General features: G+C 37.3%; 24 protein-coding genes, 1 pseudogene and 1 riboswitch. Of the genes and pseudogenes, 5 read left to right on the top strand and 20 right to left on the bottom strand.

The features are described 5' to 3' along the window. Window positions 1-11 precede the first annotated feature (11 nt). From MKX55_RS09520 to MKX55_RS09435, 18 genes and pseudogenes are all read right to left on the bottom strand, one after another. Window positions 12-1,358, bottom strand: coding sequence for a DUF6612 family protein (locus MKX55_RS09520; protein ID WP_339237802.1), 1,347 nt, complete (start codon window positions 1,356-1,358; stop codon window positions 12-14). Window positions 1,359-1,590: 232 nt separating this feature from the next. Next, the gene (locus MKX55_RS09515; protein ID WP_339237800.1) at window positions 1,591-2,502 is read right to left on the bottom strand and encodes a HAMP domain-containing sensor histidine kinase; all 912 of its coding nucleotides are present in this window, start codon (window positions 2,500-2,502) and stop codon (window positions 1,591-1,593) included. A 15-nt stretch (window positions 2,503-2,517) separates the two neighbouring features. Further along, entirely contained in the window at window positions 2,518-3,087 is a 570-nt protein-coding gene (locus MKX55_RS09510) for an ABC transporter permease (protein ID WP_339237799.1), read from the bottom strand. Window positions 3,088-3,265: 178 nt separating this feature from the next. Next, window positions 3,266-4,183, bottom strand: a complete 918-nt coding sequence (locus MKX55_RS09505; protein ID WP_339237798.1) for an ABC transporter ATP-binding protein — start codon at window positions 4,181-4,183, stop codon at window positions 3,266-3,268. A gap of 106 nt (window positions 4,184-4,289) precedes the next feature. Then, window positions 4,290-4,970: a response regulator transcription factor gene (locus MKX55_RS09500; protein ID WP_339237796.1), complete on the bottom strand. Its 681-nt coding sequence runs from the start codon at window positions 4,968-4,970 to the stop codon at window positions 4,290-4,292. Between the two features lie 157 nt (window positions 4,971-5,127). Beyond that, complete coding sequence (locus tag MKX55_RS09495) at window positions 5,128-5,499, bottom strand: hypothetical protein (RefSeq protein ID WP_339184338.1); 372 nt, start codon at window positions 5,497-5,499, stop codon at window positions 5,128-5,130. Between the two features lie 34 nt (window positions 5,500-5,533). Further along, a complete protein-coding gene (locus MKX55_RS09490; protein WP_339237794.1) occupies window positions 5,534-6,334 on the bottom strand; it encodes a GNAT family N-acetyltransferase in 801 nt (266 codons plus the stop codon). Between the two features lie 95 nt (window positions 6,335-6,429). After that, complete coding sequence (locus tag MKX55_RS09485; RefSeq protein WP_339237792.1) at window positions 6,430-7,404, bottom strand: zinc-binding dehydrogenase; 975 nt, start codon at window positions 7,402-7,404, stop codon at window positions 6,430-6,432. Window positions 7,405-7,417: 13 nt separating this feature from the next. Further along, entirely contained in the window at window positions 7,418-7,891 is a 474-nt protein-coding gene (locus MKX55_RS09480) for a GNAT family N-acetyltransferase (RefSeq protein WP_339184331.1), read from the bottom strand. A 508-nt stretch (window positions 7,892-8,399) separates the two neighbouring features. Continuing rightward, complete coding sequence (locus MKX55_RS09475) at window positions 8,400-9,515, bottom strand: 5-methyltetrahydropteroyltriglutamate--homocysteine S-methyltransferase (protein WP_339237790.1); 1,116 nt, start codon at window positions 9,513-9,515, stop codon at window positions 8,400-8,402. A 95-nt stretch (window positions 9,516-9,610) separates the two neighbouring features. Next, window positions 9,611-9,713: riboswitch (SAM riboswitch) on the bottom strand. Between the two features lie 114 nt (window positions 9,714-9,827). Continuing rightward, window positions 9,828-10,301: a hypothetical protein gene (locus tag MKX55_RS09470; protein ID WP_339237788.1), complete on the bottom strand. Its 474-nt coding sequence runs from the start codon at window positions 10,299-10,301 to the stop codon at window positions 9,828-9,830. Between the two features lie 288 nt (window positions 10,302-10,589). Beyond that, window positions 10,590-10,850 (bottom strand): annotated as a pseudogene (locus tag MKX55_RS09465) (Fic family protein); the annotation flags it as partial. Between the two features lie 401 nt (window positions 10,851-11,251). Next, a complete protein-coding gene (locus MKX55_RS09460) occupies window positions 11,252-12,655 on the bottom strand; it encodes an MDR family MFS transporter (protein ID WP_289585203.1) in 1,404 nt (467 codons plus the stop codon). A gap of 285 nt (window positions 12,656-12,940) precedes the next feature. After that, the gene (locus tag MKX55_RS09455) at window positions 12,941-13,462 is read right to left on the bottom strand and encodes a ClbS/DfsB family four-helix bundle protein (protein WP_339237786.1); all 522 of its coding nucleotides are present in this window, start codon (window positions 13,460-13,462) and stop codon (window positions 12,941-12,943) included. A gap of 83 nt (window positions 13,463-13,545) precedes the next feature. Continuing rightward, window positions 13,546-13,950, bottom strand: coding sequence for a VOC family protein (locus MKX55_RS09450; protein ID WP_339237785.1), 405 nt, complete (start codon window positions 13,948-13,950; stop codon window positions 13,546-13,548). A gap of 41 nt (window positions 13,951-13,991) precedes the next feature. Next, window positions 13,992-14,993: an alpha/beta hydrolase gene (locus MKX55_RS09445; protein WP_339237783.1), complete on the bottom strand. Its 1,002-nt coding sequence runs from the start codon at window positions 14,991-14,993 to the stop codon at window positions 13,992-13,994. A 31-nt stretch (window positions 14,994-15,024) separates the two neighbouring features. After that, window positions 15,025-15,348, bottom strand: a complete 324-nt coding sequence (locus tag MKX55_RS09440; protein WP_339237781.1) for a MazG-like family protein — start codon at window positions 15,346-15,348, stop codon at window positions 15,025-15,027. 57 nt (window positions 15,349-15,405) lie between these two features. Further along, window positions 15,406-16,188: an MBL fold metallo-hydrolase gene (locus tag MKX55_RS09435; protein ID WP_339237779.1), complete on the bottom strand. Its 783-nt coding sequence runs from the start codon at window positions 16,186-16,188 to the stop codon at window positions 15,406-15,408. 117 nt (window positions 16,189-16,305) lie between these two features. On the opposite strand from MKX55_RS09435, the gene MKX55_RS09430 reads away from it, so the two are divergent. From MKX55_RS09430 to MKX55_RS09410, 5 genes are all read left to right on the top strand, one after another. Then, the gene (locus tag MKX55_RS09430; protein ID WP_339237777.1) at window positions 16,306-16,842 is read left to right on the top strand and encodes a hypothetical protein; all 537 of its coding nucleotides are present in this window, start codon (window positions 16,306-16,308) and stop codon (window positions 16,840-16,842) included. Between the two features lie 230 nt (window positions 16,843-17,072). Beyond that, window positions 17,073-17,633, top strand: a complete 561-nt coding sequence (locus MKX55_RS09425; RefSeq protein ID WP_339237776.1) for a GNAT family N-acetyltransferase — start codon at window positions 17,073-17,075, stop codon at window positions 17,631-17,633. Between the two features lie 546 nt (window positions 17,634-18,179). Next, window positions 18,180-18,362, top strand: a complete 183-nt coding sequence (locus tag MKX55_RS09420; RefSeq protein WP_339184307.1) for a hypothetical protein — start codon at window positions 18,180-18,182, stop codon at window positions 18,360-18,362. 433 nt (window positions 18,363-18,795) lie between these two features. Continuing rightward, a complete protein-coding gene (locus tag MKX55_RS09415; protein ID WP_339238485.1) occupies window positions 18,796-19,368 on the top strand; it encodes a metalloregulator ArsR/SmtB family transcription factor in 573 nt (190 codons plus the stop codon). A 74-nt stretch (window positions 19,369-19,442) separates the two neighbouring features. Further along, window positions 19,443-20,672 carry an MFS transporter gene (locus MKX55_RS09410; RefSeq protein ID WP_339237775.1) on the top strand — a complete coding sequence of 410 codons (1,230 nt, stop codon included), beginning with the start codon at window positions 19,443-19,445 and terminating at the stop codon, window positions 20,670-20,672. 75 nt (window positions 20,673-20,747) lie between these two features. On the opposite strand, the gene MKX55_RS09405 is transcribed toward MKX55_RS09410, so the two are convergent. Both MKX55_RS09405 and MKX55_RS09400 read right to left on the bottom strand, forming a co-directional pair. Continuing rightward, a complete protein-coding gene (locus MKX55_RS09405) occupies window positions 20,748-20,939 on the bottom strand; it encodes a hypothetical protein (protein ID WP_339237773.1) in 192 nt (63 codons plus the stop codon). Window positions 20,940-21,175: 236 nt separating this feature from the next. Continuing rightward, a complete protein-coding gene (locus MKX55_RS09400) occupies window positions 21,176-22,009 on the bottom strand; it encodes an alpha/beta fold hydrolase (RefSeq protein WP_339237771.1) in 834 nt (277 codons plus the stop codon). Between the last annotated feature and the right edge of the window lie 82 nt (window positions 22,010-22,091).

Below are 22,091 nucleotides of genomic sequence, written 5' to 3'. Positions count from 1 at the left end.
TTATTTATCCTTTATTGAAAAAATCCTGCTAAATATTGATCTTGTGCAATCACTACATAGCTGCCATCAGGATTTTGCATCACATGAACAGTAAGTTCTACAGGAGGCAGGAGTGCATCGATGTCATTGTATTTTTCGATCAACAGCTCGATGGTTTTAGAATCAACTTCATCACGTGCAATGTCACCATCTTCAATAAGCTCAAGCAATTCCTGGTCTACTTCCTGATAAATGGACGTATCACTGATTCCTTCTATGGAAACCGTGACCATAATACTATCAGCCGATTCTGCCTGTGCTTCAACAATCTCATAATCCGCAGTAGACAATGCATACATCACGGCATCCGCTAATTCGATAATTTCTTGTTCTGTCACATTGGTCCCTTGCATATTTCGTTCCGTGTTTTGGATATATATATCCTTGAACATATCCCGCTGTGTCTCAGCTTCTGTTGTTTTCTCTTCTTCCGAATAAGTGTCTGGCAAACGCTCGATAGAGGCTTCCGCATCCTGGAAGACCGTCGCCTGAATAAGTGCATCCAAATAATCCGATGCTTCTGTTTCCAGAGTCTCCCTCTCTTCCTCGCTTAAATCTGTTGTTTCCGCATCTGCGGGCTCTGTATCCTCTGCTGTCACAGTGACCGCCGGAATATCGATTTGTTCGGCATCATTATGATTAGTATATGTATACAAGTAATTCTGATCATTTGTTAAATCATGAAACGTATACGTAAATTCCTGTTCCATTTCCTGCAGATGATGGGTCTCTTTTTCAATAATCATTTCAAGTGTAAATTTATCAATGTCAAAATCGGAGGGTTCAAAATCCACTCTTTCAGAGCCTTCGGTAATTCGGAGCGTTTGTTCCGCAATTCCTCTGCCTAACTCTTCGATATCCGTTTCATCCCCATTGTATGTAAGGACATAATCTTCATCTCTTGCTTCCATATCAAATTTGTTATGAATATCCGGGTCTATGGATACGAAAAAAGCAAATGGCATTTTCATCCTGCCTAATTGATTATTAAAGATATGTTCGAGTTCCTCCTGGTCAGCGGTTGTTGTTGCAAAGCTCTCCATGACCTCCCCTTCAGCAGTTTCCATCAAAAAGTCACTATTGTCTCTATACAAAGCAAAGTTTCCCAGATTGTAATAGTCGATATCATTTTCAAAGTCAAACACGCCATTCCCCGATAACGTTTCGCCTTCGATATTTTCTTCAAACTCCACGTCTAAAGAGGTCATATCCTGTTCCACCTGCTCCATTTCCTCCAAAACCTCTGCAGCCTCAGGCTCGGAGCACCCGGCTAAAAATAAAATAATAATGAGTCCAGCTCCAAAAATATAATTTTTCAAAATAAAACGCTGTCTCCTTTCTTTTTAAATGTAAACGTTATACATATATTATACAGGGAGGACAACTGATTGACTACGGAACAAAATCAAAAGAGGAATAAATACCCAACTAAAATACCACAGCACAAAATACTGCGGTATTTTAGATATTTTTCAATAAAATCATGGTAAATTATTCCTAAAAAGTATTTGGTATAATCTTCACAGACTGCGATTATTTATTCCGCATAGATTATATCCACTTTTTGAATAATACAATGATTTGAAACTTATTTCCATCGATATTAGCGTCTATCTGGCCACCTAATTTAATAACCAATTGCCTGACAATATGCAAACCCAATCCTAGCTGACCGCCAGTTCTGCTGCTGTCCATCCGATACGACCGGTCAAAAATCCGATGGAGTTCCGTTTTATCATCCAATGCGGTAATATCATTTTCTGCTTCCAGCCTGACACATTCATCTTCTTCTGCCAGCCTGATGATAAAATAACTTTCCGCATATCGTAACGCATTTTGAACTATATTACTGATAATCCGATGCACTGCTTTTTCATCTGCTAAAATCGGGGAAACAGCCGTCTCATCTATTTCTATCTGCAGCTTATTTTTCTCAAAATCATGGTAGAACAGCAGCATCGTGTCCACTACCAGCTGATTCAACGATACCTGCTGCATGCTGAATTTCTGGTCCGAAGATTCTATTTGGGAAAGCTCATAAAATTGATTCACCATCATCGTTAAATGATTAATTTTCTTTTGAATAATAGCCAAAAATTCTTTTTTCTCTGCATCTGACAAAGAGGGATCTGCCATCAATTCAGAAAATCCTTTAATCGATGTTAACGGCGTTCTTAAATCATGCGAGAGATTAGTGATTTCCTGCTTTAATGCTTCTTCTCTCCTTTGCTTACGCTGTTGATCCTGCTTAAATAGATGAATCAACTGATTGATATACGTAATAAACCGGAGCAAACCTCTGCTGTGTGTATTTGTACGGATTAATTCGTTTGTACCAAAGTTCTCATTAATGTCTTTGAGCTGACTGGTTATCCTTCTGATATCCCAATAAAGTAACAGCAGCATGCTGATACAAACGACTAATAATATACTCAATATAACGATAATCAACCAGCTGCTCACTGTCACCCCTCCTCCTTAATCCATATCCTGTTTCGTAAATCTGCCCGCTCCTATCCATAAAGCAATGACGCTGATGACAGCACCGGTCACCCAATAACGATAATCCAATTGTACTGATTGATTCATAAAGTCCATTAAATTATCCGTCAATAACGCACCTGGAGCAAATGTATATAACTCATTTAATCCATTCACCTGACGAAAAATAAGGCGCAACACATCATCGAAAAAAATATAGATAACCGCGACAATAATGATATTATATATATCAGCGATTTTCAGCATTTTTAATGCATGTATCAAAATAAAACCGCTGAGCACAATCGGCAGCATATTAAAGCTTGCAATGAAGAAATTGCTGACTACTCCTTGGTCCTCCGCAAAAAGGCTCTGCCCTAATCCTATCATCAGGAGTAAGCCTGCTGCACAAACCAACAAAAAATAACCTAGCGTCACAAGCAATTTTGACCAGAAGATGACGCTTCGAGAGATACCGAAAGAAATTGCCTGTTTTGTCAGCATAATATCCTTGCCAGTCAATATGCTATTATACAAATAAGAGATAATAATTATTTGTGTCCCCATACCAATGACATTCGAATAGAAAAAGCTGCTTGTGCCGTAACGCGGAAATCTGCATCTACACTGCTAAAAAAATATAAACAAAATGCAGCACCTGTAATTAGGAGAAAAAAGATAGCAGTAGTGAGATATAAGCTTTTCCTATGCAATATACGGTAGTTTTCACTTTTCAAATAGTTAATCATTTCTCGCCATCCCCTTCCACTAAACCTAAGAAATATTCCTCTAAATTCAATGCTTCGAGCCGGAATTCCATCACAAATACATCATTTTTGATTAAAAGGCGGTTTATTTCTCCAGCCTTCTCAATGTGGTTTTGTATCGTGATTACTTGGTCAGGAAGGGATTTATATTGGATATCCTCATAAGTGCGTTCTAATAGCTGTGCTGTCTTGGCTGTGTCATCCACCTTTAAATGGATTTGTTTCCTGCTTTTTTCATCCAAAAGCTGCTTGCTTACATCCTCGACAATCACCCCGTTTTTGATAAATACAAACCGCGTTGCCAACAGCTGCAATTCCGTTAAAATATGGCTGGAAATCAAGATGGTTATTTGCTTTTCTTGATTTAACCGGATCAATAACCTGCGAATTTCCGTAATACCCTCCGCATCTAAACCATTAATTGGTTCATCAAGCACTAAACAATCCGGGCTGCTTAAAAGAGAAAGCGCGATTCCCAGCCGCTGCTTCATCCCCATAGAGTATTCTCTAAATTTTTTCTTCTTTTGATTGGCCAGGCCGACAATTTCCAATACGTCATATATCCGCTTCTTTTCCGCAACTCCCCTTTGAATCCGAAAATACTCCAGGTTTTGAATTGCTGTAAAATCCGGGAAAAAGACCGGCGTCTCTATCATAAATCCCATTCTTTTTTTCGCCTGCATCATTTCTTTGCCTGACTTACCAAACAAGTAAATTTCTCCAGTTGTCGGCGTTAACTGCCCTGCAAGCATTTTAAAAATAGTCGATTTACCAGCACCATTTTTACCAATTAAGGCACAAATCTCTCCTTTTCCTACAGAAAAATCAAGCGGTTTAATGGCTTCTTCCTGCTTAAATTTCTTAGTTAATGTATACGTCTGAATAACAGCACTCATTTTCTCTGCCCCTTCACTAAATGTTCTTGCTATTTATTTTAGCGCAAGAGCCATTAAAATCCTCTAAGCAAATCATAAAGAATTCATAAAGAAAGACAGAACAGAATCAAACCAGCATGAACCCGACACCCCAAATGGTTCTGATATACTCTTCAGGTGTGACTTCAGCCATTTTTCTGCTCAGATTGGAGATATGGACACTAATGGTATTATCATCCCCGACATACGTGCCTTTCCAAATTTTTTCGTAAATCTCTCTTTTAGAAAAAGCATGCTCCGGATGATTAATAAATAAGGATAAAATGTCAAACTCCGCATTGGTTACCTGCAATGATTTGTTCTCTAACGTGACAGACAGCTTTTCAGGAAAGATAGTCAGACCACGCCATACCTTTTCGTCTTTTTGTGAGGGCTGGCCAATCGATTTTCGCAGCTGAACCTCCACGCGGGCTTCTACCTCTTTCTGATGGAATGGCTTAGTTATATAATCATATGCTCCCATTTTCAAGACTTGAACTTTATCCTCTACCCCAATCTTTGCGGAAATTACAATAATGGGGATTGCACTTTCCTCTCTGACCTGGGTAATAAATTCTTCGCCGCTCATCCCCGGCAGCATCAAATCTAATAAAATCAAATCGAATGGATTGCTTTTCAGCTGCAGCAGACCTTCTGTCCCTGAATAAGCAGAAACTGGCGTCATCCCCATTTTTGTTAAAATAACATGCAGCAATTTGCTGATTTCCTGGTCATCTTCAATAATTAAAATTCGTTTCTCTTCATTCACGTTTACCACTCACTTTTGTATAATTGCTATTACTTTATTATAATAATCACTCTTTCGTCGTTTGAAAAGTGCACCTGTCTAAATCTTCACCAAAACAAATAAAGGAGTGCATAGGAAATCTAAAATGCACACTCCTTTATATAGAAAAAATAATCAATTAATAACCTGTTACAGCATTCTTTAATATAGGCATGTTTTCTATGTTTAAATGCTTCCCCTCCACACATAAAACAGTCATCTGAGAATCAGTTCCCGCAGCATGAAGCGCTCCTTTTTTCCAAAATGCTGCTTTACCGGCAGTCAGAGGGATTTTGTTCTCCTCCTCGCCGCAGACCCAGCCTTCTCCAGATATAATCATAAAAAGCTGATCCGCCTGCGCTTCGTGGAAAGGAATATTATCCTCTATTCCTAAATACATATAACTCATTCTTATATCATTGGCATCAAATAAAAGACGATGCGCAGTAAATTTCGTTGTTTCTGTATCCATCGATACGCCGGATTCTTGCTCAAACGAAATAATCTTCAATTGAACCGCCCCCTATTCTGATTAAACCCAAAGCCTATTCCGCTTCATAACGAATCATCGTCCACATCCCAATATCTTTAAAACCCATTCGTTTATAAATGCTTCCAGCCGCAGGGTTATCATAAAAAAGACAAAGTGACTTCCCCTCTGCTAATAATGCAGTGCATAATTTCTCCATACACTTCGTTGCGTAGCCTTGACGCTCATACCCTGGGCGCGTACAAACAGCAACTATCATAGCAGAATGGGAATTTTCAGCGGTTGTCGATGCAGATGCAACCATCGTCCCTTCTTCATCACGAATAAAATAGGTGCGTCCTGTCTTATTTTTCTCTGCATGCTCCCTCGATTCAACAGTTACATTACTTGCTGCAAATTCCGGAATAGACTCCAGCATTTTGATGTTCTCTTCATAATCAACAGGCTGCAAATATTCTACCTGCTCTGCTTGTTCTAAATTCGTTGTATAGCTTAATTCTTCACAAGCTGCATAATACATTTCTCTATGTACACGAATGACTTTATCCATGTGTTTAAACAAAGGAGTGACAGCCTGTTTCAGACCACTCACATTGCACCGCTGTTTATAGTCGTTAATCATCTCTGCAAACCCTTTTACATCATATTCACTTTCACTGTAAATAATGAAATTCTCACGATAGCGCAGGAGAACAGCGATTAAATCTTCCTGTTTCCATTCTCCCCAGACATCTTGAATATCTGAATCATAGCCAAACGCTTCAATATCTCCAATAATAAACAAATTTTCTGCAGCCTTAGGCTCAACTAACTCCATTACTTTTGCATGATCCTCTTTTGTCAGTTTTCGTATCATCCTGCTTCCTCCAATAGACGTCAATAGTAGCTTCTAATTTTACATTCTTTCAGCTAAGACATTCATTCCTTCTCTTACTCCTCATCGCATTCCCATCAATCAGAAACATGAATCAATATTTTCCCGGTACTCTTCCTGCTGCTGATAAAATCATGTGCTTCCGCTATTTTTTCAAGAGGATATTCCGCACCGATTTTTATTTCTATTTTTCCGTTCACTATTAATTCAAGGACATTTTGAGATACGGTTTCCAATGTCTCCGGCCTTTCTTTTCTAGTGGTACCTAAGCTGAATCCCAGTACAGACCGGCAGCTCGCGTGCACCTCCTTTGTATTAAAATTGCCAATGCCGCCTGATGAATTCCCAAAATGAACCAGCCTGCCAAAATGAGATAAAACCTTCATACTTCTTTCGGTTATCTCTCCAGCCTGCGAATCAAAAATAACGTCTACACCTTTACCATCTGTTGTTTCTTTTATTTTTTCATCAAAATCCGTATATGTATAAACATCATCCGCTCCTAATTCAAGCGGCACGCTGCTTTTTTCAAGGCTGCTGACCGTACCAATAATTCGTTTAGCTCCGAGCAATTTGGCCATCTGAATAATCGTTGAACCGACACCGCCAGCCGACGAGTGAACTAAAACCGTATCTGCCTTACTAATTTGTGCTAAATCATATGTTAATTTATAAGATAAAAAGCCAACAGTCGGGCAAGCTGCAGCCATTTTAAAATCTAATTCATCCGGAATTTTAAAAGTAAGTAACTCCGAGGCCAGGACATATTCCGCATAGGCGCCCCCTTTTGGAAAGCATATAACACGGTCACCAGGCTTGACGCTTTCTATAGATGCTCCAACCTTCTCGACTGCTCCAGCAGCATCTAAACCTAAAATCATCGGGAAATTTGCCTTTGCTTTACTGCCATTTCTGTTCTTAATATCAGCATAATTCACGCTGGTATAAATCACTTTAATTAAAATTTCATCGGGTTGAGGTTCTGGCTTTGGTATTTCTTTGAATTGCAGCACATCTGATCCGCCAAATTCATTCATCACAACCGCTTTCATCTCATTTCCTCCCTTATTTCAGCTCTTTCTTAAACAGAACGCGATCAATGCCAAACCCATCATAATTTGCTTTTACTGCTACACCATCTACTGTTTTATCTCCTCGCTCGATCACAAAGCCCATTTTTTGATGAAACGCAATCGATGTTTTATTTACGGGGGAAGTGATGGAGCGGATGATTTTCCGATCAGCCATTTTAACTTTAGCGAAAAATTTCTCATAAAGTGTTTTTCCAATGTCTTTCTTCCTGTAATCCGGGTGTACACCTACAAAATGGATATATGCTTCATCTGACTGATCCTGTGATAAAAATCCAATTAAAAACCCTGTTATCTCGTCATCTTCTTCTGCTATCAAACTGGTATTCTTAAAATGTTGAAAAAATAATTTAGGCAGCATTCCTGCCATATCACGCCCGCCCCACCAGTCGTTTATCTGCGGAATCAGGATATCGTAATCCAAACTTTGCAAACTGCGAATTTCCATTCTACATTCTCCCTTTTATTTGAAACGATGTACTATCATTCGTATAAATTCTTTTATTTCCCATGATAAAACAGCTGAATATTCTTATTGTTATTACTAATATATCAAAAAATTATAATTATTTCTTTCTTTGTTTGAATTTTTTTAGAATTTATATTTAATTTTTCGCGTCTGTATGTTAACCTTGATTTAAATTAGGTTGACAAATAGAGGAGCGTTTTTTTGTTCAAATCGTTTAAAAATCAATTCCTCCTTTCGTTAGTTGTTTCATTATTATTCATCATAAACACTTACTTACTTTTTAATTTTACTTATCGAATCAGTGACATAATGGCAAATTTATTTTTGTTCATCACCTTAGCTTCCGTTTTCAATACTGGTTTATTAGCTCAAAAGTATCTACATTCAAAACAGCCTTCTCTAAATGATTCATAGTGCGTGTTCAAAAAGTTCGACAAAAAGGAGATTCGGAAAGCCCACCTCTCCAAATCTCCTTTGCTCATCGCTCTTATTTCCAGACATCTTCAGCAATTCGCACAACATGCCGGATTTTTTCCCATTGCTGTTCCTCACTCAATAAGTTTCCTTCTTCTGTGGAAGCAAACCCGCATTGAGGACTCAGGCAAAGCTGATTCAACGGTACATAGCCCGCCGCTTCAGTAATTCTTGCTTTAACAGCCTCCGGATCTTCCAGCTCGCTGAACTTAGACGTGATAAGACCCAGTACGATAAATAAATCATCACGGTTTACATGACGCAAGGGTTCAAATCCGCCCGAGCGGTCATCATCAAACTCCAGGAAAAGACCATCCACCTGTAAACCGCCAAAAATCGTTTCTGACACCGCTTCGTAACCGCCGCTTGACATATAGGTAGATTGGAAATTCCCCCGGCAAATATGCATTGTTACCAGCATATCATCTGGTCTGTTCGCAATCGATTCATTGATTGCTCTCGCACATAATTCAGCTGTTTTCTCTGGATTTCTTCCTTTTTCAATCAACGAATTTCTGCCCTTCTCTGAGAAAAAGGCTGCCCAGGACGTATCATCCAGCTGCAGGTAGCGGCAGCCTTCATCGTATAATGCCTGAATCACCCCTTGATAAGCAGCAACCAGGTCATCAATAATGGCTTCATCATTTTTATAAATTCCTTCTTCAAAATCTGCTCTGAAAAAGAGCATGTTCGGGCTCGGAATCGCAAATTTTGCAACCGCATCTCCGGCAATACCATGCAGGAATTTATAATGCTCGATCATATAATGATTACTAAAACCAATTTTACCGGTTACCTTGATGCCTCTTTTTTTCGTTTCCACACCAGTGAACTGTAAACCTTGCTCCGCGGTATAGCCTTCCACGCCATCTAAGCCTTCCAGAAAATCATAATGCCACCAGGCACGGCGAAACTCCCCATCTGTCACAGATTGAAGTCCTGCTTCTTTCTGCTGTTCTACCAGTTTGATAATTTCCTCATCTTCCAATTGACGCAATTGTTCTGCACTGATTTCTCCTTTTGCCTGTTGTGCACGCGCCTCTTTTAAACGCTTAGGTCGTAGAAAACTTCCTACATGATCTGCTCTGAATGGAGCACGTGTATTTTTTGTCTCTGCTGATATTGCCATCGAATACCCCTTTCTCTTTATCTGCTATATTCATTCTATATTCCATTAAAAAAACCCCTTCCGAAAATAGAAGAGGTTCGATATGATAAAGTCTCTTCTTATCTTCAAGCAAAAATGCTTCTGGAATTAGCACAGTACAAATCAACGTCTGCTGCTAAGGCTTCAGCGGGCCAGTCCCTCCACCTTTCTCGATAAGAATATATGGAATTATACGAATAATTACAGTTTACTTTACATGGAAGCAATGAATTCGTCAAGGAGAATCCCAAAATATAGGAACCTTGCTGCAATTGATTTTAAATCAAGATTGCGTTACCTTTTTTTATCGGAAAAAATTTTATAATCTTCACTGATTACAAAAGCAGCCAAATACAAGCAGAAAAATAAAATAGCTGCTCCTTTCCATGATATACTAACTCTCGTAAATAGGGGCTCAATACATATTTTATAAAAACTAACACTAAGCAACCATTGAACGACATAACTCCAAAGCATTACTTTCTTTGTCTGTTTCATTTTCGCTGCTTTAAGGATTAGCATATATAACAAATCAAACAGCATCCCCACCATGTAAGACAGAAAAAGCAATCCTCCGAAGTAAAGAAAATTAATAAAAATACTATCAAAAAAATGTATTTCGATAAGATTCCAGCCTGCTAAAATATTAGATAAACCATATATTATTAAAATAGGAATGGCTACAATAACTGCGATACTACCCATTACTAGACCAACAGTAAGCAGATTGGCAACAAGGGTAGAAAAATCTGTTTTTTTATTATTCAAAATTCATTGAATCCTCCTTGTCTATACCTATATTATAAGGGACTATTACATCCTAATGAATATATATTCTTTTAACTCACTGTACTACAATATCAACTGAAGATTTCCCTAAATTTTCATGTTTCTGAAACGACAGTAACAACTTTTTTATCGCTCAGTTAGTTTAGAGCCATTCGCTCCCCCAAATTTTGAGCTGTAGTTTTCGTAGCAAATTCATCTTCTTTTTGATTTAATTCCATCCTATCACATCCTGTGTGTCGATAAACTTCTACTAAATGAAGGTTCTATTTATAAATCTTTTAAAAAAGCTAAATAATTCTCTAACGTTTTCACCTCACGTTCGGCTATAAACAACAGAAAGGGTTCATAATCCCCTTCTGTTCCAGAAATATCTAAAGCCTCGTAATACTTGAATCTATCGTCCTTTTCAATTGTAATTGGAGGAAATCCAGACTTCATCAATTCAAAATTCATAAGTAATCTAGAGGTTATTCCATTTCCATCAGAAAAAGGATGAATATTCACAAATTTTGCATGCAGCAGACTAGCTTTTCCTAAAGGGAATCTTGAAAACGTATTTTACTTTCTTAGAATCCCTTATACTCTGGAGTGCAAGCCTTTCGTGAATGCCTTAGTTGGGACTGCGATTACTCGCCCCATCAAAACCGTTGCACTTATACTTTATTCCTTGAATTCTTTATGCTTTCTTAAAGTGTAAAAAATAACGAGTTCTCTGATCTTTAAATTTCTTCAATTATATTTTATTCCTCCCAAATGATGCTAATCACCATTATACCATATACCAAGTCCGATCAACTTTCTTAGAATTCTATGAAGGAAACTATAAATGTAAATACTCTCTTCAATACCCCATCAAAAAAAGTACCAGACATCTAACAATAATCAATTGTTACAATGCCTGGTACTTTATTTAGCTTGATATTAGAACCTTAGCTGACACGATTTCCCGGTTTTATCTCTTCTTTTAATTTAAAAGAAAGAATAAATCCAACGATAGCAATAATTGCTGCTACGATAAAGGAAACATTCACACCATGAATAATACCATTGATATCCTCACCTGGTATAGCTGCAGTGGACATGATTGTTACAAGCACTGCTGTACCAACCGAGCCAGCTACTTGGCGGAATGTATTATTCATTGCTGTCCCGTGCGGAATCAATTCGTTAGGCAGCTGGTTCAATGCCATGGTTGTCATAGGCATCATTACCATGGCAATCGAAATCATGCGAATGGCATTCATGGTTGCCAGATAGTTGAAGCTTGTATCCGCAGATAAATTCGTGAATGCAAAAGTTGTCAAGGCTAGCAGTAACAAGCCGCCCCGAGCAAGCCATTTTCCTCCGAATCTATCAAAAAGATAACCGGTAATCGGGTTGGAGAATCCCATTATAATCGCACCGGGCAACAAGACAAGCCCAGATTCAAGCGCCGAGAAGCCAACCATATTCTGCATGTATAACGGCAAAATAACATTTGTCCCAATCATCGCAGCGAAGACCAGCATTCCAAGCGCCGTTGCTAACGTGAATGTGCTGTGTTTGAATACCCGGAATTCAAGAAGCGGTTCTTTCAAGTTCAACTGTCTGGTAATAAACCAATAGAGAGAAATGCTGCCGATAACAATCGTAAGAATGACCTGAAGACTGAGCCACCCTGCGTCGCCGGCGACACTGAAACCGTATAGAATTGCACCGAAGCCAACTGTAGAAAGGATGACCGATAAAATATCCAATTTCGGTTTCTTCAGCTCTGTTACGTTTTTCAATAAGAAGTAAGCCGCTATCATATCTAAAATAGCAATCGGCAGTACAACATAGAATACACTGCGCCATGGGAACTGATCCACGAGCCAGCCTGAGAGACTCGGGCCAATCGCCGGTGCGAATGCAATAACTAGTCCAAACAGTCCCATTGCTGTACCTCTTCTATGAACAGGAAAGGTCAGGAATAATATCGTCTGCATCAGCGGCATCATAATGCCGGCCCCTGAAGCCTGCAAAATCCGCCCAACCAATAACAATGAAAAGTTTGGTGAAATTGCTGCAATAAACGTGCCGATAGTGAACAATCCCATTGCAGTCATAAATAATTTACGTGTTGTGAATTTATCAATTAAAAAAGCCGTAACTGGAATCATTATCCCATTTACGAGCATAAAAACCGACTGTAGCCATTGCGCTGTACTCTCACTCAAATTCAAATCTTTCATGATAGGTGGAAGCGCAGTCCCTAGCAGTGTCTGGTTCAATATGGTGACAAAAGCACCGGATAATAATACCGCGAAAAGCGGAATATATTTTTTAATTTCAAATGTATTTTCGCTTTCCATTTTATACCAACTTCCTTACAAAATATTTACTTTTTAATCAACAATAGAACATAATATCATATTTGAAAGAGAACAACAAATCATTCCGCTTATTTTGTAACATTTTTATTCAGTTAAGCCCTCTTTACATCAAAGGATTTTGCTTTGGTTAATATGGATAAGCTGATGAAAAGCTTTTTTAGTTTACACTTTTTAATTTCATTAAAAAACCATTGCATGCTCTATTGATGAGATACATGAATGGTTTTGATTAATCTATGATTTATTCTTAGATATACGAAACAGTCATTTTACTTCATTTTCTTTAATCGACTTCGCAATAGCTTCACATTTTGAGATGGCCCATATGTAATGTTTAAAAGTATTCGCAGCAAAATATCCATATAAATTACTGGTCTTTGTCCATTTATAATATTTCTTCGTCATAATTTCTTCATTAGTATGGGATTGGATCAACTTCATTACCCGATGATGACTTAACTTCATTTTTTTTATGGCCTGATTCATCGTTACATTCTGATAGTTTTCCCGAATTTGCATATTAAGCGGCTTGATTGTTCTCCACATATAACCTGGTGACGGCATAAACGGCGTATCTCCATCCATCCCTTCTCTGTACCATCTTTCAAGCATGGCATGCCATTCATATAAATGCATCAATACATCCCGAAAATTTTTATCTCTTTCTTCTGTCTCTATTGTCATACTTCTTTTTCTAGGCGGTATAGATTCAATGATTTCAAATAACGCTTTAAAATTCTGTTCGCTCTCTGCTAAAAGAAATTCCTTCCCGTTCTTTTCTGTCATGATAATTACCTCCTCTTTTACTACATTTTAACATCATCATGAAGGATAGCTTACTAATTTTCTAAGAAATAACACATCTCATTTTAATCATAAGCGCGGTTCATAAAAACGACTCTCCAGCCATCTGGATCTTCGATGGTAACTCCTTTGCCTTTCCAATAGGGATTCTCTGGCTCTACTTCGTTATATCCCATTTGGGCCAAACGATTTACGACATGCATGATTTCATCCTTATTTTCTATATAAAAAACCAGCAGATTATCTTTCGTAGGTGCAGGGCATGGGCTTCCGTCTTGATGAGATGTAAATTCTAAATGATAGTCCGTATAAGGCAATCCAAAGATAACTCCCTTAATCCCTCTGCCTCCTTCAAATAATTCTATTTTTGTTAAGCCTACACCCGTTTCGTAAAAGCTGATTATTTCATCAAAATTATCTGTCGGTCTGGCTATCCTTACTTGCACTGCCGAAAAATCATTAAATTTCATACTGCCACCTGCTTTTTATTATTTTTATTTGAATACACCATTTAAATAAAATCGATCTCTTCCTTAACCACTGGCAAAATATCATTTTCAATAATTTGATAAAATAGCGCTTGTTCTTCAATAAAAGGAGTGTGTGCGGAATTTTCAAAGGTATACATTTTCTTGAACGATGCTTCGATGGAATCATAGAAACGTTTCGCTTGTGTGTAGGTTGTTTGATAATCATGCTGACCTTGAAGAATAAAGACAGGAAGCGGAAGCTCAGGCACAAGCTCTGCTAAATCTGCAGCGGCCATTACATGTCCCAGGGACTGCCAGCCTAAAACAGCCCCTTTAAAACTATTGATTCGTTCATTAAATGTATAATTTGCACACGAAAAAACGTGCTTCAATCTTTCCAGATTGGAGTAACCCTCCCGTTTAAAGCCCCCGCCATACTTCTCGGTAAATTTAGTCCTGATGGCGCCATAAGATCGATTTTTATAAAAGTTTTCATTAAAAGTCACATTTTCAATTTGCTTGACAGCACGTTTATCCTTTCTGTCCCTTGCTGTTTTTAAAATATATTGATAGGCTTCTTTTTCTGATTCCAGTTGAGAACCTATCTGCCCCACTCCAATGTACGCATAGAAAAGATCCGGACGTTTTTGCGCCGCCAGACTGCCCAGGTAGCTGCCCCAGGAGTGCCCAAGAAGAAACACTTTATCCCGTGCGTATTTATTTCTTAGATGATTTGTTACCTCAATTGTATCTTCAATTAACTGCTCCACCGTAACCCCTTTTTTAGCTGTCTCCGCATCATACGACATTCCAGTTCCTCTCTGGTCCCAATAACACACATCAAAATATTGCTCCAGGCTTACCCCATGTGCTTTATTGATGGGATAAGCCGGAAATCCAGGCCCGCCGTGCAAGAATAAAAGTAATGGTTTATTTTGATTTAAAGATTCTACAATGATTCCTTGCTCTGCACCATTGATTTCTACATATTCCTTTAGGATTGTTTTGTTATCTTCCTTGTTTCCCGTAAACGCTGATTGCATGTTGACAGCTCCTTATTTATAAAATACGATATTATTCGTCCGCAGAATAACGCTCTAAGAGCTTCTCTTTATGAGACTGGAATACTTCCTCCAAGGAGATGTTATATTTATTAGCGATGACGATTACATTCCCCAGTACATCTCCTAATTCCTCTGCTAATGCATTTCTATTTTCGGCAATTGATTCCGTTGCCTCATCCGGTCTATCCCTGCCAATCTCCAGTGCTCTTATGGCTCTTGCTACTTCTCCTGTTTCCTCTGCTAAAAAACCGATCCGGATGAAAATATCTAATTCCGACCAGCCTCTATGTTCGTAATAATTATTTACCCATTGTTGAAATTCAGTTACATTCATTTTTTCACTCCTCGATTCAGCTATTGAATTTCCCTTTCCTCTTAATGATATTCGAAGTTAAAACTGCACACGAAACCCTTGAAAAATATGAACTCCCGTGCCAAATCGTACAAAATCATGCTTCCGTAAATACTCCACTGCATTTTTAACTTCATCTAAAATTTCAGGAAGAAGTCCCAATGTATTATGCGCTCCATAAATCATGGAGACATGATTTATTTGCGTGAGCCTCTCTAACGAATTTACTAAGTCTGCCGGATTGGTTGTCGGAAAAAAAGCATAGATTGGAGTTTCATCATATAGCAAGTCCCCTGTAAATAAATATCCGGTCTCTTCATCAAAAATCACAATATGACCTGGAGAATGGCCGGGAGTATGGTAGATAATTAATGTTCTATTCCCCAGCTCCACCCTATCACCGTCTTTTAAAATTCCAGTTGGCTCACCCTGGAAGGGTTTATATGTATTCGGGTCAAAGCTTTCCGGCACAGGAATCGTAATATCCCTTGCTGTATTTTGTCTTATTTGTTCTAATGACAACCCTACAATGCCATGAACAAGCCAATCTCTATCCGCTTCATGAACAAATATCCGGTCATATTCTCCATGACTTCCAATATGATCGGAATGTACATGCGTCGTGATAACATCAATGGGCAGAGGCGTCAGCTGATCTGTGATTCGCTTCATATTATCAATACCCAAGCCAGTATCAATTAATGCTGCTTTTGTGTCTCCAATAAGCAAAAATGAATGCACTTTTTCCCAATGACCAAGCTCACTAATGGCATATGTTTTTTCATCTATTTTTCGAACGGTAAACCATGAATCATTTAACATAACCTTACCTCCCTCTCATACTACTAATATTATATTATCAGAAAATATGGCTTAGACACTCTATTTTTCCTCTGCTATTATTTATATGAAGAAAAAATATACGAGAGGAACCTTCATATGAAAAAGAAAAAATTAATTATATTTTCAGGAATTCTTCTTTTTATCTTAATCATTACTATGTTTTCTAACAACTTTTCTTTAGAAGAAAGAGAGGAAGATGAAATTGTAGCGGAAGAAATACTGGATTATACATTTGAAAATTACGATATACATGCTGCATCAAGCGGGCATGATGACGGAGAGAAGCCCGTTTTATTTTTTGATATCAATCCCGATACGGTCAATATAGATGAATTTCATTCAGACGTATTAGATAAACTGAAACAATATGACTTAGCAGATAAATACACAATCGAAATTGAACAGACATCAACAGAAGAAGCAAGATTGGAAGTGCTGGAAGGTGATATTATGGAGATTGTTGAAAACTATTTAAAAGAAAACGGCATGAGTGAGAACGTTGGATATGATGTAAATATTGACAAAAACATCCACATTAACCTCTCTATACCTGACGATTCAAATTTTGATAAAGATGAATATGAAGAAGTAATGGATAATTTAATCGACTTTGATATTCATGTAGAGAAATAAGTTCTATTTTCCTTAAGAAAGCGTTATTACATTAGGATACACGTTAGACAGTGTTTAGGACAAAGCTCATTTTGCGTATGTCGTAATATACTCTCTCACTCTGTAACAAAAAATGATATGATAAATACATAATCTAGTTGAAAGGTGTGATGTCTTATGGCAAATAAATTAAATCAAAAAAGTAGAGTGGAGATATTTTTTGGAAAAAATCATGCTAAGGAGATGTCGCATTGGAAACAGAAAAACAAAATCTTTATTCAGAAACGGAAAGATTAATATTAAGGCCGCTGGAGAACCGGGATTATGAAAGCTGGCTAGAAGGCTTTCGTCATACCCTTCCTCAACAGCATAAACATGACAGTCCCAAAATGGACTTGAACGGATGGACACAAGAAAAGTTTAATGAGGCAGTGAAGAGACACGAACAGCTGGCTACGCAGGATGAAGGATATATTTTAAGCGTTTTTCGCAAGTCAGATTCCAAACACATCGGTATGGTTGGATTTTGGACGCTTATGAGACGTGAATTCCAATGGGGATTTTTAGAATACAGAATCCATAATCAATACTGGAAAAACGGCTATGGCAAAGAATCTGTCAACGAAGGAGTGAAATTTGCTTTTAACAATCTTCATTTTCATCGAATAGAGGCTCATATAAACTTAGATAATACACCTTCTATCCGTCTAGCAGAACGCGTGGGGTTCACCTATGAATGTACTAGAAAAAAATTTATTTATGAGTCTGATGAATGGGCTGATAATCTGATTTATTATATGAATTCTAAGTAAATATTTTAAAATGAAATGCTACACGGCACGTCCTATTCAATAATAGGGCGTGTTTTGCGATAAGCCGGATAACGTTAAAAAACTTGAAAGATATCTATGATTAGAACGCTTTACACTAATTTTTAAGTATAGTATCCTTTCGAATAAGTAAATATGTATCCTATTCAAGCAGAACAGCTGCATCGGAGGAAGGCCTGCTTCTTAGAATAGCTGAGGTGACTAAATGTTTAAATATATATTGCTTTTCTTATCTATTTTACTTTGCCTGTCGATAGTGAATTACCTTCTTCCTTCATTTGATTGGAGTATATTGAAAATAATAGGGATTTCCTTTTTCACTGCATTTTTCACTTGGCTTTTAAATCAGCTGGCACCCAGGAAATCAAATTAAGCAGGTATGAATTGTATTTTTAGCTGATCAAACGTATTCGTGATATAGGCAATACCCTTCATACACTTATGACTGTGAAATTGCGGTAATAATCCATCAGGAGTATTGATATTTTTGATGATCAGTTTAAGAACTATTTAAAGGAGTGTTCAATTATGGTTTCCGTTTTAAATATATTATCTAAAGTCTGCTTTATTCTTTCCGGTCTGGCCATTTTAATTTTTACTATTATTTTTGATAAATATCTTGCAGGTTTTATCCTCTTCTTTTTATTTTTCATACTAGCAATTGCCATTCTCATATATACGAATAAAAAAATGAATAAGGAATCTGCTTAAACATGCTATCGAACGATTAAGCAGATTCCTTATTCATGAAGTCTTGTTTCATTTTTCTAAATAGGGTTGAATATTTTCGACTTGCATTTCTCAACATTTTTATACGCTTGATTTATTCGTGTTCAATATTCGTCAATTAGGTATTCATCTTCTTCCCACTCTTCCTCTTCTCCAACTTCACTAACTCCTTCGGCTATTCATTGCATATCCTTCCTTTTTTACCCTTGTTTAACAAGTATAATTTATTTATGTGGTGAAAATAAATTCTGATTCGATTTATTTAACTAATTTAGACACTTAGATTGCAATATACTTTGAGAATACGAACGCTTTTTGAGCAAAAACTGCCCTGCATCTAAATATTAATTTAAACAAAAAGGTTTTCATATTCATCTAATTAGATTATAATCTAATTAGATGAGGAGGCAAGATGATGCAACTAGATCGAATCGTTCATTTTCACAAAACCATTGGAGATAAAACCCGGATACGCATTATTAGCTTATTGAAATCAAGGCCGCTCCATGGTCAAGCAATTGCAGGCAAATTAGGGTTGAAACCGCCAACCATTTCGCACCATTTAACAAAATTAAAAGAAATTGATGTGGTTTATCAACGACGTGATAAAAATACGATTTATTTTTACTTAAATAAAGATAAACTGGAACGAATGGCCCAGGAGATTATTCGAATCGGGAGTGATGAAATGTTTGGAAAGTTTGATATCACAAAAGAAGAAAAAGCAATGGTTATTCGGAACTTCATCGATCATCAAGGAAGATTAAAGTCATTGCCTGCTCAAAGAAAGAAAAAGCTGATTCTCTTAGAATATATGCTGCGTGGTTTAGAAAACGGAAAAACATATCAAGAAAAAGAAATCAATGAACATATTCAACAATATCATCCAGATTATGCAACAATTCGGCGTGAATTTGTGATGGCACATTTTATGTATCGCCAAAATAGTATTTATGAACTTAATCCGGTTGATATGTGGCCTGTTTAATCAGGCTATTTTTTCGATATCTAATTAGATACATATCTATTTAGATATCCATCTACTTTATTGGAGGGGATAAATTGCTTGTTTTTCATGTTTTAAAAAAAGAACCCAACTATCAAATTATATTCTGGAGCTCTGTATTAAACGGAATCGGCGGAAGATTCGCTCAAGTCGGTTCCTTTGCGCTCCTTTATCTATTAACGGAATCCGGAATTGCATTAGGAATATTTATGGCTCTGCTGGTCTTACCCACCATTCTATTTGCTCCTATCAGCGGTTACCTGGCTGATCGTTTTCACCAGGCCAAACTGTTATTTTGGACAGATTTGTTGAGAGCACCGTTCGCATTACTTCCGATATTGGGAGCAATGACAGAACAGCTGTGGCTGTTATATCTTAGTACATTTATTATCGCCAGCGGGCAGGCTGTGTATAGACCCGTTCGTTTTTCGCTTATTCCGGATATTGTCGAAAAGAAAAACTTGGTTTCCGTTAATGGGTTAGAGCAGAATGTTGTAGGGATAACACTTGTTTTCGGCTCAATGCTTGGAGGTATCATTGCTTTTTTAACCAATGTGAACGTTTTATTTTTCCTTCACGCAATCTGTCTAATGTCAGCAGCGATTTTAATAGGCCGTTTAACAAGAAGTAACATTACGAAACGTTCAAAAATGAAAGCTGCAGAATCTTCATTGCGTGAAAGCGGATTTCTAATTATAAAAGTTGCTTTATTACGTGTATTTTTAATGGTTATGCTGCTCATGCCGCTTGCAAACGGCGTGGACAATGTCATATTTAACCTGATTGCGTTAGAAGTATTTGAGAAAGGAGATCTGGGAGTTGGTTTCATTTATGCATCCTTAGGAATGGGCTTTGTCTTAAGCTCGACAATGGTTAAGTGGATTCGCGGAAAATATATTGTAATAGGAGTTTTCATGATTTTACTGGAGGGCACAGGTCATTTACTACTCAGCCAATCAGGATTTTTTATGCAAGCTCTCGTGCTTGCTATATTTATAACATTTGTAGGAGGAATAAGTGACATATGTTTTGATACAGTATTGATGAAAATACTTCCTGCTTCGAAACGAGGATTTTTATTTGGTTCCTTATCCATGTTTCAGAATAGTTCCATGGGTATCGCGATGATTGGGGCAGGTTTTTTAACAGAATGGCTTTCCCCCTTGCAAAGTTCTTTTCTCGTTGGTGTGGCCTATATCCTTTTTGCATTCATCTTTATATTAGCATTTAGAAGCGTAGATTTTCGTGCTTCCATACGGAAATTAAAAAGATTGGATTTCAGATAATGACAAAGGTGATATGATACAAGACGAATATCTATCACCTTTTTCAGGAAGTTATTTATACATACACACCCAGAATTAGTGAAGCAAATAACCAAGCCCAAAAGCTACCGAAAAAAGAAGAAAAACAGCCGGAATAGCTATCAGTATAATCAAAGAAAATGTTTTCCAGAGACCTCGATAAAAGGGCAATTTATCGTCATCTCCACAGATAGAAATAAATTGGTTGGATTCATTTATTTTCCAATACGCTGATAGATTTATATTCATGCCTTATTAATCCTCGAAGAAAATAAGGCAACGTTGAAATCTATATTTATTTTTAATTTCATAATCATTTAGTGATTCTCTTTCTATTATTATTTATATATGGATTTGCCACATCATTTAACGAAGCAAACCTTCATTCATCTTTTACATGAATCACTTCAAAATGCTCACAAATCGTATAAATACCTCGTTCTCTTTTATATTCCATGGAATTCTTCTATATCTTCCTTAGAAAATTATACCGTCCTCCTTACAAACGCTTTAAACTTTTCCTCCTCCTCAATAAACGGATTGTGATTTGATTCCTCAAAAACAGTTAATTGGGAATGGGATATAAGTTCTGCGATTTCAACACCAAACTCAACAGGACATTGCGCATCATATCTCCCAGAGTATATGTAAGTTGGTACATTTACATTGTTTAATTGATTGCGAAGATCATAGTTTTTCACTTCTACTTTTCTGAAATAATCCAGATTTTCTCCAACCGTTCGACCACTATTTGAATGTTTTTTTGCTTCAAGTAATTTATCTTCTGAATAATAAGACATTAATGCCCATTCATATCCTAATGTTTGACGCTCTTCCTGCGCTGTATCAGGATGGTTCAATAACTCCATGATTTCAACTATTCGTGAAAAATGCTTATTTTCTAAGCAGTAAATGCTGTTTTTATGCGCAGCATATTCTTTACTTGCTGCTGTACAGCCTGCAATTATTTTTGTTAAAGCATCTGGTGCCTCTATCGCATATTGCAATGCCAGCATTCCACCTGTTGAATGACCAGCAAATCCCCATTTTTCAATACTCAAAGCTGTTCGAATAGCTTCCAAATCTTTTATAACCTCTTTCATGCTAAGTTGATTTTTATATTCAGCTTGTACAGAATGGCCTGCTCCCCGCGTATTAATTAAGTAAACCTTATAATGCTCGGTAAAAGGGTTTGCTGATAAATTTCCGCGTTCGTCGAAAGCCATATATAAATGTGCGATAGCTAAGGGGTCCCCTTGACCAGCTGTAAAATACTCGAAAATACCTCTTTCTGTTTCAATAAATCCTTGCTTCCACATACGATTCATCCCTCATCTCTAATCTAGTTTAAAACAAATCATGCGTTTACCTTATTAATAAATCGACATTTAGGAAAGCCTT

Origin of the sequence: Oceanobacillus sp. FSL W7-1281 (assembly GCF_037969835.1) — a bacterium.
Classification (GTDB): domain Bacteria; phylum Bacillota; class Bacilli; order Bacillales; family Amphibacillaceae; genus Oceanobacillus; species Oceanobacillus oncorhynchi.
The sequence above is the reverse complement of the archived record's forward strand: the minus strand, read 5'-3'. Positions and strand labels throughout refer to the sequence as shown.

What these genes read in the sequence shown, in the direction of transcription:
- MKX55_RS09405 (WP_339237773.1), bottom strand. Translation starts at nt 20,939, where the DNA reads ATGAATATAAATCTATCAGCGTATTGGAAAATAAATGAATCCAACCAA.
- MKX55_RS09445 (WP_339237783.1), bottom strand. Translation starts at nt 14,993, where the DNA reads ATGCAATCAGCGTTTACGGGAAACAAGGAAGATAACAAAACAATCCTA.
- MKX55_RS09450 (WP_339237785.1), bottom strand. Translation starts at nt 13,950, where the DNA reads ATGAAATTTAATGATTTTTCGGCAGTGCAAGTAAGGATAGCCAGACCG.
- MKX55_RS09485 (WP_339237792.1), bottom strand. Translation starts at nt 7,404, where the DNA reads ATGAAAGCGGTTGTGATGAATGAATTTGGCGGATCAGATGTGCTGCAA.
- MKX55_RS09510 (WP_339237799.1), bottom strand. Translation starts at nt 3,087, where the DNA reads ATGGGGACACAAATAATTATTATCTCTTATTTGTATAATAGCATATTG.
- MKX55_RS09480 (WP_339184331.1), bottom strand. Translation starts at nt 7,891, where the DNA reads ATGGAAATTCGCAGTTTGCAAAGTTTGGATTACGATATCCTGATTCCG.
- MKX55_RS09475 (WP_339237790.1), bottom strand. Translation starts at nt 9,515, where the DNA reads ATGGCAATATCAGCAGAGACAAAAAATACACGTGCTCCATTCAGAGCA.
- MKX55_RS09430 (WP_339237777.1), top strand. Translation starts at nt 16,306, where the DNA reads ATGAAAAAGAAAAAATTAATTATATTTTCAGGAATTCTTCTTTTTATC.
- MKX55_RS09435 (WP_339237779.1), bottom strand. Translation starts at nt 16,188, where the DNA reads ATGTTAAATGATTCATGGTTTACCGTTCGAAAAATAGATGAAAAAACA.
- MKX55_RS09415 (WP_339238485.1), top strand. Translation starts at nt 18,796, where the DNA reads ATGCAACTAGATCGAATCGTTCATTTTCACAAAACCATTGGAGATAAA.
- MKX55_RS09440 (WP_339237781.1), bottom strand. Translation starts at nt 15,348, where the DNA reads ATGAATGTAACTGAATTTCAACAATGGGTAAATAATTATTACGAACAT.
- MKX55_RS09460 (WP_289585203.1), bottom strand. Translation starts at nt 12,655, where the DNA reads ATGGAAAGCGAAAATACATTTGAAATTAAAAAATATATTCCGCTTTTC.
- MKX55_RS09400 (WP_339237771.1), bottom strand. Translation starts at nt 22,009, where the DNA reads ATGTGGAAGCAAGGATTTATTGAAACAGAAAGAGGTATTTTCGAGTAT.
- MKX55_RS09490 (WP_339237794.1), bottom strand. Translation starts at nt 6,334, where the DNA reads ATGATACGAAAACTGACAAAAGAGGATCATGCAAAAGTAATGGAGTTA.
- MKX55_RS09505 (WP_339237798.1), bottom strand. Translation starts at nt 4,183, where the DNA reads ATGAGTGCTGTTATTCAGACGTATACATTAACTAAGAAATTTAAGCAG.
- MKX55_RS09455 (WP_339237786.1), bottom strand. Translation starts at nt 13,462, where the DNA reads ATGACAGAAAAGAACGGGAAGGAATTTCTTTTAGCAGAGAGCGAACAG.
- MKX55_RS09420 (WP_339184307.1), top strand. Translation starts at nt 18,180, where the DNA reads ATGGTTTCCGTTTTAAATATATTATCTAAAGTCTGCTTTATTCTTTCC.